Origin of the sequence: Oceanobacillus zhaokaii, assembly GCF_003352005.1 — a bacterium.
In the GTDB taxonomy this organism is placed as follows: Bacteria; Bacillota; Bacilli; order Bacillales; family Amphibacillaceae; genus Oceanobacillus; species Oceanobacillus zhaokaii.
This window is the reverse complement of record NZ_CP024848.1, coordinates 3,812,070-3,825,151: the sequence shown is the minus strand read 5'-3', so window position 1 is coordinate 3,825,151 and position 13,082 is coordinate 3,812,070. Positions and strand designations below refer to the sequence as shown.

Below are 13,082 nucleotides of genomic sequence, written 5' to 3'. Positions count from 1 at the left end.
ACAATATATTTAACATAGTTCGGGAAGTAAAGGTCACTTATTCCGTTTCTTCTTCTTTAACATAGAAGTAGTCATTTACATCAACGGGTTCCCAGTCTTCGTTTGGTGTATAGAAACGTAATAAGTCACCATACATTACTTTATCGGAAAGCCCCAGCTCATGAAGAACAGTTTCTTTCATTGCTTTCATATCTTCCGTTGGTTCTTCGATTACTTCTTTTGTTTCATTGTCGTAGTATACTCCGCTAATGGAGCTATATTTTTCAGTGATAAAGTCACCGTTTCTGAAAGGTACAAAATCTTTATGATCCTCAGAGAACATGTCTGTACCAAATAAAATATAGTCTAGTGAATCAATCCCAAGAATATGCAATAATGTCGGTACTACATCTACCATACTGCTATATTCGTGATTCGTACCTTGACCATCCACTCCAGGAACGCGAATCATAAATGGTACACGTTGTAATTCTGCATTCTTTAATGGTGTAATTTCTTCACCAATAATTTCAGCCATTGCACGGTTATGATTATCGGAAATACCATAATGATCACCGTAAATCATAATAATCGAATCCTCATATAAACCTGCTTCTTTTAAATCACTAAAAAATTGTTCTAATGATTCATCTAGATAACGAGCAGTTTGGAAATACCTGTCAACAGACCCGTCACCGGTCTCAGCTGGAGCAAGACTAGCTTCCTCTTCATCAATTAAATATGGATGATGATTTGTTAGGGTCATCATATGTGCATAGAAAGGCTGATCCATTTCTTCTAAATAAGGCATTGATTGTTCAAAGAAAGGTTTATCCTTTAATCCATAATTGATGACATTTTCTTCACTCATATCATAATAATCTTCGTGATAAAATTCATCTACGCCAAAGCTTTTATATACTTCGTCACGGTTCCAGAATGATTTTCCATCACCATGGAATATCCCGCTTGTATATCCTTGTTGTTGACCTAAAATTGCTGGCAATGCCTGATAAGTGTTATTCCCTTTAGTTGAGAAAGCTGATCCTTGTGGTAGCCCATATAAAGAGTTATCCATAATTAACTCAGCATCGGCAGTTTTACCTTGCTCTGTTTGATGGAAGAAATTATCGAAATACGTGTAATCCAAGCTCTCGTCATGTACTAATGAATTTAGAAAAGGAGTTACTTCTTCTCCATGTAATTCATAATCAATTAGGAATGACTGGAATGATTCGAGATGAATTTTGATGATATTCTTGCCTGCACCTTTACCAAAGAATTCGGCATTAGGTTTAGCATATTTAGATTTCGTGTAATTCTCTACCTCTGTAATATCACTGCTGTCAGCGAAAACACGCTGTGTAGATGATTTTGTGCTTTGAATAGTATCATAGATTGTGAAGTTATATATTCCTAGATACTTCACTAAATAGTTTCGGTCAAAAGTACGTTCTAATAATTGTGGTCGATCGATTTCAGCAAGTCCGAGATTGATCGTAAATACAAGAATACCTGCAGCTAAAACGGTAATTGGCCTGCGTGCTTTTGTACGAACAACAGTCCAATTTATATTCAATTTCTTAAATAATACAATCAGTAAAATAATATCAAGTGTGTATAAAAGATCACGCCATTCCATTAGACTGACGATACTGCCACCAAGACTACCGAAGTTTTCTGTTTGCATTAGTACTGCAACGGTAATAAAATCACTATTAAATCGATAAAAAACAACATTTGCATACATTAAAAAGCTTAATACCGCTTCTATTATGATAATCCATATTCCAACTTTCTTGCCTTTCGCGAACAAAGCTAGTCCTAGAAATATCAACCCTGAGCTTAGAGGATTCAGGAATAATAGAAATTGCTGCATTCCATTACTAACCCCTAAGTCAAACTCTATTAAATAAATGATATACGTTTTAATCCAAAAAAGAACTAGAGCGATCGCGAAGAATCCCATCTTTGTAGATATAAATTTCTTCACTTTCTCACCTCATATTTTTATTTCAATTTATTGTTGTAGCGACCACTTATTATACACTATACATTGTTTGTCGTCAAATAATTAGCTTGCAGATTTACGAACTATCTAAAAGGTATAAACCCTGAGTGAAGTATCGCTAGTCGCTGAAATTGAGTGTGGCTGAAAAGGAGCCAAAGGTTATCCATATCCTATATTTCTATAATTTTATAGCGAAAAACCTTACTGCCTTCAGACAATAAGGTTTTTTGCATTTTTAGCTTTCAATAAATGCGTCTGCACCAGTCTTCTTAATTGCATTCATACGTTCGTCTGCGTTTTTGCGATTTTTAAATGCTCCCGCTTGAACTCGATACCAGCGCACATTTGAAATAGTTTTGGTAGTAACAAGAGCTTCAATTCCCTCCCCTTTTAAAAAAGCAACACGCGCATCTGCATTTTTCTTTGAATTAAATGAGCCGGCAATAACCTTATAAAGTATATTTGGATTGCTGTGTTTGATAGGATCACTTGGCTTTCCTGCTTTTCTTTTTAAATTGAAGGCTTTAACTAAGCCATTTACATGACCATGTGCAACCTTTTGTCTCCAAGATGTCTGTTTCATAAGTGCAGCATCTTTACTATTATCGATAAATCCGTTTTCGGATAGAAACGCAGCCATTGTTGATTCACGTAATACATGAAAATTAGCCTTTTTTTGGCCGCGGTTATAAAGTCCGTTAGCTTTAATAATTTCACTGTGGAGTATGTCTTGGTAGCCTGCTGTTCTGGATTGATTGGATAGTAGATTGTGAATAAAGTCTTCGTAGCCATTAGCAGTTCCATTAAAAGAGTTACAGTGAATGGACATATAAAAGTCGGCTCCCCAACTGTTTGCTTCATCTGTTCGCTGTTGTAAGCTCTTAGTGTTATCGTTTGTGCGGCTCATTTTTACTTGAACATTTTCATAGTTCGTTGTCAGGAGGCTGCGAATTCGAAGTGCGATATCTAGATTGATTTCCTTTTCTTTTAAACCATTTCCACTTGCACCAGGATCTGAACCACCGTGACCTGGATCTAAATAAAGCTTCATAGGTAAACTCCTCCTTTTGATTAAATTCCTTTACATTTATCGTTTTGAACAAATATTAATTTGATTATATCCCCGATTTGCCAGTATTCCTCCTTTCTATTTGATTAAGATCTTTATCATATTGATTTTGTGAACAGCTTATAGCCTTTACTACTATTACAATCGAATCGGAATTGGATTTGGGGGTGGAAGTGAAACAATCTATACTAAGAAATGAAGCGTATAAATAACCGATATTTCCTTAAACTAAACAAAATCATCGAGGAGGTATTTTATGACAAATAAAGAGCAGAAAAACAGGCAATTTAAAGAAAATGAAAACAGTGGGGAGCATCGCAATGGAAGGAAGAGCCAATATAAGAATCATAATTCCGTTGGTGGGGATTCACCGAATGAGTATGTAACGAATAAAAGTAAAGATTAAAAATAGTTTGTACATTATCATAAAAAGTAGTTTCAATTCTAATAAACAGGGTAAGTAATTAGTAATACTTCCCTGTTTATTAGAAAACTTGGGTATTACCAAGTCCTTCGGTGACAGCCTTGGTTGCACTTATGTAGTAAGAAAGTTTTTATCCTTTCTTAACTACTAAAAATGTAATAGTGTTTACACTAAAAATACAATTATTCCAGGAGTAATGATTGAAACAGTTATAGCACTAATGACCATTGCAATAGTACTAACAGAACCCTGGATGAGGCTTTTTTCCATTGATGCTGCCGTACCAATAGCATGTGAGGCACTGCCTAAAGCGATACCTTTAGCAATATTATGTTGGATATTGAACAGCTTAAAAAGCAATTCGTTCAGAGCTGCTCCACTAATCCCAGCAATCATGACAAGGATAGCTGCTAATGGGCGAATACCGCCGATAGATTCTGTGATTGCCATTGAAACTGGTGTAGTAACAGACTTTGTGCTGATAGTGGCGATGATTTCATCACTAAATCCAGTCCATTTAGTGAGTAGAACTCCAGACAGAACGCCAATAACTGCGCCGGCAATGATTCCACTTAGGATAGGAATTAATAGTTTTTTTATTGTGTGACGTTGCATGTAAAGAGGATAGGCAAGCGCAACAACTGCAGGTCCCAGAAATTCATTTATCCATTTTCCACCTGTCATATATGCTGTATAGGGGATATCAAAAATGAGCAACATGAGAACGATACAAACAGTAGAGATGAGCACTGGCAATGTAAAGGGTTTAGCGAATCGGTCATGGATTTTTGCTGAAAGAATATAAATGATTATAGTTCCTATGATTGCGATAGAACCGATATAAAGGTTAGTCATTATTTATTTCCTTTCTCCGCACTAGCCATTGGCTCACAAGTCCAGAGCTAATCATGACGAGCAGCGTACTAATAATTACGATGATAACTAAAATAAGGCCATAGCCTTTGAATAAATCGAGATATTCAATAACACCTACCGTTACAGGGATGAAGAACAAGACCAAATGTCTAATAATAAACTTGGATCCTAAATCAATCCAAGACGGTTTGACTACATTCAATAGTAATAATAGGAAGAGAATGACCATTCCTATTACACTTCCAGGGATAAATAGATGAAGTGACTGCTGAATCCACTCACCTAATTGAAAGAATATATACAATATGGCTATCTGGAACACGGTTTTAAAAATGGTAAGCAACGTATTTCCACTCCTAATAGAAAATAATTAACAAATGTAAGTATAACAAATAAAATAGTGCAAATGATATAAGACATGATAGTATTGCTGGTTAATAAGGGATAAATGACGCATTTTTTTACAAAATTCTACGATATTAGGGGGACTTTTTCTACATAAATTTACAAAACCTTTACATTCAGTACACACAACCTTAATATTTACCCACTATACTATCAATTGAGAGCAAAAAGCGGCTCAAAAATAAATAGTTCACAATAGGGAGGACATTTAGTCATGAATTTCAAAAAGTATCTTATGTTCCTAGTAGTAGCAGCACTTGCATTTGTGCTTGTAGCATGCGGAGGAGCGGACGAAGGCGATAAAGAGAATACAGGAACTGAGGAAGATGCAGGAACTGAAGAAGATACAGCTTCAGAAGATACAGCTTCAGAAGAATTAGAAGGTAATGTTGTAATCGATGGATCAGGAACTGTTTTTCCATTAATGCAAAGAATTGCTGAAGAATATATGTCAGTTGACCAACCTGGTGTATCTGTTGAAGTAAGTCGTGCAGGTACAGGCGCTGGATTTGAGAAATTCCTAGCAGAAGACGGAACAGACTTTAACGATGCTTCTCGTGAAATTAAAGATGAAGAACAAGCGAAAGCTGATGAACTTGGAATTGAAGTTAAAGAACTTAAAGTAGCATTAGACGGTTTAACAATTGTAACTAACCCAGAAAATGATTGGGCTACAGAACTTACTGAACAACAAGTTAAAGATATTTTCCTTGGTACAGTAACAAACTGGTCTGATATTAACCCAGAATGGCCTGAAGAGAAAATCCAAACTTATGGTCCAAATGAAAACCATGGTACTTATGAATTCTTCTATGAAAACATTCTTGAAGAACAAGATTTAGTTAGTGATATCGATCTTCAACAAGATTACTCAACACTTGTAACGCTAATAGCTGAAGATAAAAATGCAATTGGATTCTTCGGATTTGGTTACTATAACAGCAACCAAGACAAAATTAATGCAGTAGGTATTGATTTTGGTGAAGGTGCAGTTGTCCCATCTCTTGAAACTATTGGAGAAGAAGGCCCTTATGCTAACTTCACTCGTCCAGTGTTTACTTACTTAAATGTAAATAACGCTAAAGAAAAACCAGAAGTGCTTGATTATGCTAAGTATGTAATGGAAAACACAAATACTTTCGCTGGAGAAACTGGTTTCGCACCAATTCCAGATGAAGAGGCTCAAGCATTACTAGAAGAATTAGAAGCAATTAAATAATCAATAGCATTTCATAGAAAAATAATATATAATCTAATAAGATGAGAGCTAACTAATGCGTTGCTCTCATCTTATTCTGAGTTTTTAAGCAAATTGTTGCGGAAGGAGTGCCAAACAAAATATGGCAACAAACGGCGATTTAAATAAGAAAAATGCTGTTGACGTCAGTGAAATGATCGCAATAAATAAGCAAAAGAAAAGTTTCTCTAATTATTTTGAGAAAGCTATTCCAGCAATTTTATTTATTATTGCATTCATTTCAGTTCTTACGACAATAGGAATTGTTCTCACATTAATTAGTGAAGCAATAGAATTCTTTAAAATAGTTCCAATCTGGGAATTCTTTACTGGAACGGTATTGAAGCCCTTAAGTCAGAACCCTGAATTCGGAGTTCTGCCATTAATAAATGGTACTATTATATCAACTATTATTGCGATGCTTGTAGCTGGTCCAATTGGGCTAATGTCTGCAATTTATTTAAGTGAATATGCATCGGATAGGGTTAGAAGAGTAATCAAACCACTATTAGAAGTACTTGCAGGGATACCGACAATTGTGTACGGTTTTTTCGCATTCACCTTTGTAACACCTCTAATACGATCCATATTTCCTGCTGTCGAAGCTACGAATATACTCAGTCCTGGTCTAGTTATGGGTGTAATGATCATCCCAATGATTGCATCATTATCTGAAGATGCGATGACATCCGTTCCGAATGCAATGCGCGAAGGATCACTCGCTATGGGAGCAACTAAACTTGAAACTACAATTAAAGTAGTATTACCTGCAGCATTATCAGGAATTATTGCATCATTTGTTCTCGGTATTTCGCGTGCTATTGGTGAAACAATGATTGTTACGATTGCAAGTGGTAGTTCCAAAAACTTTACATTTGACATTACACAATCTATGCAGACGATGACTGCGTATATTGTTGAAGTTTCTGGTGGGGAAGCAGCTGCTGGGACGACAATATACTATAGCTTATATGCTGTTGCACTAACACTATTTGTATTTACACTTATTATGAATTTACTTGCAAGATATGTCTCTCGTAAATTTAGGGAGGAATATTAATTATGAAACAAATTGATGCAACCAAATTAGAAGGCAGAATGAATGCCCGCGTCCGTAAAAATAATATTTGGAAAGTAATCTTTTTCCTCTCAACATTAGTTGGACTCATTGTACTTGCAATCCTTCTAATTCGTGTCCTTACGCAAGGAATTGGTTGGTTGGATTGGAACTTTTTAACGGCCAAACTATCTTCAAATCCTGATAGAGCTGGAATTATGGGAGCACTTCTCGGTACGACTTGGATGATGTTAGTAGTTATTCCTGTTACAATAATTATTGGGATAGGCTCAGCGATTTATCTGGAATTATATGCAAAAAAAAGGATGGTTTCAGAACTTCATCCAGACAAATATTTCCAACTTGGCTGGTGTACCTTCAATTGTATATGGACTTTTAGGTTTAACTGTATTTTCAAGATTTTTAGGACTTGGCAATGCTGTGCTTGCCGGTGGATTAACATTATCTCTGCTCGTGTTACCAATCTTGATTGTTTCTGCTCAAGAAGCACTTCGAGCTGTTCCAAAGCATCTATCGGAAGCAGCATATGGAATGGGTGCTACAAAATGGCAAACAATCAGAACCGTTATTTTACCTGCTGCACTACCAAGTATTTTAACAGGTACGATTTTATCCCTATCACGTGCGATTGGTGAAACTGCTCCATTAACTGTACTAGGTATACCTGCATTTTTAATTCCTTTCCCGAATGGATTACTAGATACTTTTACAGCACTTCCGATGCAGATATATTACTGGACACTTGATGCGTCACTAGTTGCTGAATATGCAAACTTAGCTGCAGCAACGATTATAATATTGCTATTACTATTATTTATCCTAAATTCCATTGCTATCTTTATTCGAAATAAATTCCAACAAAGGTATTAATGTGTGACTAGTAATTTAGAGATTATTCGTTTGTTAATAACGAAGCTGGACATAAGATATTAAGGAGTGGAAAACGATGAGTTCTTCATCAGAAAATCAGAAATCAACCATAAAGCTAAAAGTTGATAACGTTGCAGCAGACACAACGAATGTTGAACGCAACATTGTTTACGATACGAAAGATTTAAACCTATGGTACTCGGATACACATGCATTGAGAGATATTAATTTATCCATTTATGAGAAGGAAGTTACTGCAATAATTGGACCATCTGGATGTGGTAAATCAACATATATCAAAACGCTAAATCGTATGGTAGAGCTTGTTCCAGGAGTACGTACAACAGGAACAATCACATATCAATCGAAGAATATTTTAGATAAGTCATTTAAAGTAGAGGATTTGAGAACAAGAGTTGGAATGGTATTCCAAAAACCAAATCCATTTCCTAAATCTATCTATGACAATATTACTTACGGTCCAAAGATTCATGGTATCCGTAATAAGAAAATATTAGATGAAGTGGTAGAGAGAAGTCTGCGTGGTGCTTATATTTGGGATGAAGTAAAAGATCGATTAAACGAAAATGCTTATGGACTTTCAGGTGGACAACAGCAACGTCTATGTATCGCTCGTTGCTTAGCTGTTCAGCCGGATGTTATCCTTATGGATGAACCTACTTCTGCACTTGATCCTAAATCGACACTTCGGATTGAAGAATTAATTCAAGAATTGAAGAAAGATTATTCAATCATTATTGTTACACATAATATGCAACAAGCAGCACGTATTTCTGATAGAACTGCTTTCTTCCTTGATGGAAAAGTTGTTGAATACGATAATACTAATAATATTTTTACAAATCCATCTGATTCACGAACGGAAGATTATATTTCAGGTCGATTTGGATAAGAAAAAAAGACTGGCTGAGGTCAGTTTTTTTTTCATAAGAAGCTTTAACCAAGTTTTAAGGTTTTCTCCTTCAATAATTCGAACAATATTGTTCTCTACTTGTCTGCTTTTTCGATCGATTCCATTTTAAAATGGCTTGAAAATAGCAAGGGATAATAATTGGCGTGAAATTGCTGTTCTTCAAGGTAAAATATTTGTGATGATTGGAAAAATATGATAATGTTAACTTATAAAACATACCTTGACAATATGAATTGTCAAAGGGGAGTAGCGGTGGGATTTAAATGCTAATTCCAAGATAAAGTCGTCATTACATGATTTTTAAATCATCGGCTTTATTGGCAAGAAATTGCTCAGCGAGACCTTTGTCCTAATAAGGCAGAGGTCTCGCTTTTTATATTTAAACAAGGTTAAATATAGAGCAGTTAAAAGTGTCTTTTTTATTAACTATAAGGAAGGGGATTAAACGTGGATTATTATCGCCAAAGTAAAGAAGATGTTCTAAAATCAATTAATGCTTCAGAAGAAGGTCTTACATCTGAAGAGGCAAAGAAAAGACTAGAGAAAGATGGTTTTAATGAGATTAAAGATTCGGAGAAGGTTCCTACGTGGAGACTTTTTCTTGAAACCTTCAAAGATCCAATGGTTATCGTTCTTTTAGTTGCATCCGGGGTTCAGTTAATTCTTGGGGAAGTAGTAGAATCATTAATTATCTTCCTTGTACTCATACTCAATTCAGTGATTAGTGTAGTACAAACGAAAAAAGCAGAAAGTTCACTTGATGCCCTTCGAGATATGTCGGCACCAGAAGCGAAAATCATTCGGAACGGCACGACACAAACGGTTACGGCAAGGGAGCTTGTTCAAGGCGACCTTGTCTTGCTGGAAGCCGGTGATAGCGTTCCAGCGGATGGTAGAATTATCGAAAGTGGTTCTTTGAAAGTTAACGAGGGAATGCTGACTGGTGAATCAGAAGCGGTTGAAAAGCATAGTGACACTATTTCAAATGAAGCAGCTTTAGGTGACAGGCTTAATATGGTATTTAGTAGTTCACTTGTTGTCTATGGCCGTGGATCATTTGTTGTTACAGGGACAGCAGAGAAAACAGAAATTGGTAAAATTGCAAATATGCTTTCAACAGCTGAATCTAAACAAACACCATTGCAACGTAAATTAGATGTATTTAGTAAACAGCTTGGCATTGGTATTCTTCTTCTCTGTATTTTGATTTTCGCTGTTCAAGCGGCTCGTATTTGGTTAGGTAACAGTACGGTTGATACAACTACAGCTATTTTAGAGGCTTTGATGTTTGCGGTAGCCGTTGCAGTAGCAGCGATTCCAGAGGCGCTTTCATCGATTGTTACAATTGTACTTTCAGTTGGAACGAATAAAATGGCAAAGCAAAATGCGATTATCCGTAAACTTCCAGCGGTAGAAACATTAGGTTCTGCGAGTGTTATTGCAACAGATAAAACGGGAACATTGACTCAAAATAAAATGACCGTCACGGATTATTTTATTCCAGGAGATGATAATGAGAAATTAGATACGAATCCAGAAAAGTGGAGTAAGCAGGAACAGCTGTTAGTAAATATTGCTGTACTTTGCAATGATTCCTATATTAATGAAGATGGACAGGAAATTGGTGACCCTACCGAGGTCGCACTGATAAACTTCGCAAACAATAACAATAAAGATTACAATGAGATTCGCAATTCCTATTCGCGAATTTCTGAGCTGCCATTTGATTCTGATCGAAAGCTTATGTCGACGATACATATGCTTGATGATACAAAAACAATGATTACAAAAGGTGGACCAGATGTAATGTTTGGCCGTGCGAGCCATGTCCTTCAGTTTGGAAAAGAAGTGCCGATATCGAAGGAGCTGTTAAGTCAGTTTGAACAAGCGAATGAAAATTTCTCAAATCAAGCATTACGTGTTCTAGCCTATGGCTATAAACGTTTACCAGAAGAAAAAACGAAGATTGATGAAAAAGATGAAAATAACCTTGTATTAGTAGGACTTACTGCAATGATTGATCCGCCTCGAGAAGCAGTGTACGGCTCAATCGAGGAAGCGAAGAAAGCTGGAATTAAAACAGTCATGATAACTGGTGACCATAAGACAACTGCTCAGGCTATCGGTCGGGACATTGGATTGATGGGTGAACATGATATTGCACTTACTGGTCAGGAATTGGATGCTATGTCAGATGCTGAGCTTGATGAAAAATTAGAGCAGATCTCTGTTTATGCTCGAGTTTCTCCAGAGAATAAAATTAGAATTGTTCGTGCGTGGCAGAAGAAGGATAAAGTAACTGCAATGACTGGTGATGGAGTGAATGATGCGCCAGCCCTGAAACAGGCCGATATCGGAGTAGCAATGGGAAGTGGAACAGATGTTGCAAAGGATTCGGCATCTATGATTTTAACGGATGATAATTTCGTTTCAATTGTAAATGCGGTAGGTGTTGGAAGAACGGTTTATGATAATATCAAAAAGGCGATTGGATATTTGTTTGCAGGAAATTTAGGTGCCATTATTGCAATTATTTACGCAGTAATTTTTAGCCTGCCAAATCCATTTACTGCGCTGCAATTACTATTTATCAACCTCGTAAATGATTCGCTCCCAGCAATTGCTTTGGGAATGGAAAAATCAGAGCCAAACATTATGAAGAAGAAACCACGTGATCCAGATGAAGGATTATTTGCTGGTGGAACATTAAAAGCGGTTGTATCAAGAGGAGTATTAATTGGGATAGCGGTTATTATCTCCTTCTATATTGGTTTAGAACAATCAACGGAAATGGGGATTGCAATGGCGTTTACGACATTAATCCTTTCGCGAACTCTACAGACAATTGTTGCACGATCGAATACACAAACTGCATTTGGTGCAGGATTCTTTCGTAATAAATATGTTATTGGTGCGGTATTATTAGGTTTCGTACTATACGCAATTACCATTCTACCGTTTGCGCGTGACATCTTCTCAATTCCTGCAGCATTTGGCTTTAATGAGTGGCTGATTGCAACTGGATTGGCAATTGGAGCTGTAATATTGATGGATATTGTGAAAATAACACTGTATCGTTTAAGTAAAAATAAATAATAATTTTGATTCAATTCAATTAAGCACATGCTTTGATTAATATGCTATATTCTGAAACAATGAACAGAGTAAGTATTCTTATCGTAAAGGGGAGATTACAATGAAGATACTATTAATCGGAGCAAACGGGCAAATTGGTAAACATTTAGTTCAACTATTACAAGAAAGTGATGAACACTCGCTTAAAGCAATGGTGCGGAGAGAGGAACAAGCTGAGGCATTAAAAGAATCAGGCGTGGAGGCAGTTGTTGCTAATTTAGAAGGTTCGGTTGAGGAACTGGCAGGTGCGATAGAGGGCAGTGATGCCATAATCTTCTCGGCTGGTTCTGGCGGAAATACAGGAGCAGACAAAACGTTATTAGTCGATTTAGATGGGGCAGTTAAATCGATAGAAGCTGCAGAACAGATTGGTGCAAAACGTTTTGTGATGGTGAGTGCTATTAATGCTAACAATCGCGATGCTTGGGCAGACAGTCCAATTAAGCCTTATATGGCTGCGAAGCACTATGCGGATAAGGCACTTATAGCGAGTGATTTAAATTATACTATTGTTCGCCCTGGTGGATTACTAAATGAACCAGGCACAGGAAAGGTAACTGTGGCAGAAAATCTTACACGAGGTTCAGTGCCACGTGAAGATGTTGCGAGAACAATTATTGCCTCTTTAAATGAGGAAAAGACATATCGCCAGTCATTTGATCTTATTTCTGGAGATATTCTTATTGCAGATGCATTAAAAAATCTATAAAACAATGTTGGAGAGTCGGGTATTCAAGGTAGAAAATCTACTTTGGATGCCCGTTTTTTTTGTTGAAATTAGGAACATTTCATTTGTTACTATTATATAAACTCGAACTCGTTGTAATTTGTATTGAATGTCTCCTATCTTCTACTCCTAATAGCTATGTAAGAAAGATGATGTCTAATTTTATAAGGAGATTGTAATTTATTTTTTCTCGACCCATCCCAGCGTAGTGTATTTTCGGAGCGGAGAGTCTGTGAGCACATGATCACCTATACTCTTCCCAAGTATTAAGTAGTAAACTTTCTCCCCAATATGTGCAACTAAATTATATAACATAAACAAAAATAATTAAAAAAAC

General features: G+C 36.4%; 10 protein-coding genes, 1 pseudogene and 1 riboswitch. Of the genes and pseudogenes, 7 read left to right on the top strand and 4 right to left on the bottom strand.

The genetic code is table 11. From position 1 onward, the window contains the following. Positions 1 to 37: 37 nt before the first annotated feature. A complete protein-coding gene (gene ltaS, locus CUC15_RS18600) occupies positions 38 to 1,972 on the bottom strand; it encodes a lipoteichoic acid synthase (protein WP_205317631.1) in 1,935 nt (644 codons plus the stop codon). A 253-nt stretch (positions 1,973 to 2,225) separates the two neighbouring features. Next, positions 2,226 to 3,041, bottom strand: coding sequence for an N-acetylmuramoyl-L-alanine amidase (locus CUC15_RS18595; protein ID WP_114918109.1), 816 nt, complete (start codon positions 3,039 to 3,041; stop codon positions 2,226 to 2,228). Positions 3,042 to 3,315: 274 nt separating this feature from the next. Here CUC15_RS18595 and CUC15_RS20310 point away from each other — a divergent pair, with 274 nt between their 5' ends. Next, the gene (locus CUC15_RS20310; RefSeq protein WP_205317630.1) at positions 3,316 to 3,465 is read left to right on the top strand and encodes a hypothetical protein; all 150 of its coding nucleotides are present in this window, start codon (positions 3,316 to 3,318) and stop codon (positions 3,463 to 3,465) included. Between the two features lie 183 nt (positions 3,466 to 3,648). Here CUC15_RS20310 and CUC15_RS18590 read toward each other — a convergent pair whose 3' ends face one another. Continuing rightward, a complete protein-coding gene (locus tag CUC15_RS18590) occupies positions 3,649 to 4,338 on the bottom strand; it encodes an LrgB family protein (RefSeq protein WP_114918108.1) in 690 nt (229 codons plus the stop codon). Then, entirely contained in the window at positions 4,331 to 4,702 is a 372-nt protein-coding gene (locus CUC15_RS18585; RefSeq protein ID WP_114918107.1) for a CidA/LrgA family protein, read from the bottom strand. Before CUC15_RS18585 ends, CUC15_RS18590 begins: the two co-directional genes overlap by 8 nt. A gap of 276 nt (positions 4,703 to 4,978) precedes the next feature. Between CUC15_RS18585 and CUC15_RS18580 the strand changes: the two genes are divergently transcribed. The 6 genes and pseudogenes from CUC15_RS18580 to CUC15_RS18555 all read left to right on the top strand — a co-directional run bounded on the left by CUC15_RS18580 (position 4,979) and on the right by CUC15_RS18555 (position 12,727). Then, on the top strand, positions 4,979 to 5,983 hold the full coding sequence (locus CUC15_RS18580; protein WP_114918106.1) for a PstS family phosphate ABC transporter substrate-binding protein: 1,005 nt from the start codon (positions 4,979 to 4,981) through the stop codon (positions 5,981 to 5,983). Between the two features lie 121 nt (positions 5,984 to 6,104). After that, positions 6,105 to 7,061 (top strand): phosphate ABC transporter permease subunit PstC, encoded by a 957-nt coding sequence (gene pstC / locus CUC15_RS18575; RefSeq protein WP_114918105.1) that lies wholly within the window; start codon positions 6,105 to 6,107, stop codon positions 7,059 to 7,061. Positions 7,062 to 7,063: 2 nt separating this feature from the next. Beyond that, a pseudogene (pstA, locus tag CUC15_RS18570) lies at positions 7,064 to 7,949 on the top strand (phosphate ABC transporter permease PstA). 76 nt (positions 7,950 to 8,025) lie between these two features. Next, positions 8,026 to 8,862, top strand: a complete 837-nt coding sequence (gene pstB, locus CUC15_RS18565) for a phosphate ABC transporter ATP-binding protein PstB (RefSeq protein ID WP_114918104.1) — start codon at positions 8,026 to 8,028, stop codon at positions 8,860 to 8,862. Between the two features lie 250 nt (positions 8,863 to 9,112). Next, a riboswitch (yybP-ykoY riboswitch) is annotated at positions 9,113 to 9,255 on the top strand. Positions 9,256 to 9,330: 75 nt separating this feature from the next. Further along, entirely contained in the window at positions 9,331 to 11,979 is a 2,649-nt protein-coding gene (locus tag CUC15_RS18560) for a cation-translocating P-type ATPase (protein ID WP_114918103.1), read from the top strand. A 100-nt stretch (positions 11,980 to 12,079) separates the two neighbouring features. Continuing rightward, positions 12,080 to 12,727 (top strand): SDR family oxidoreductase, encoded by a 648-nt coding sequence (locus CUC15_RS18555; protein WP_114918102.1) that lies wholly within the window; start codon positions 12,080 to 12,082, stop codon positions 12,725 to 12,727. The last annotated feature ends 355 nt before the right edge of the window (positions 12,728 to 13,082 follow it).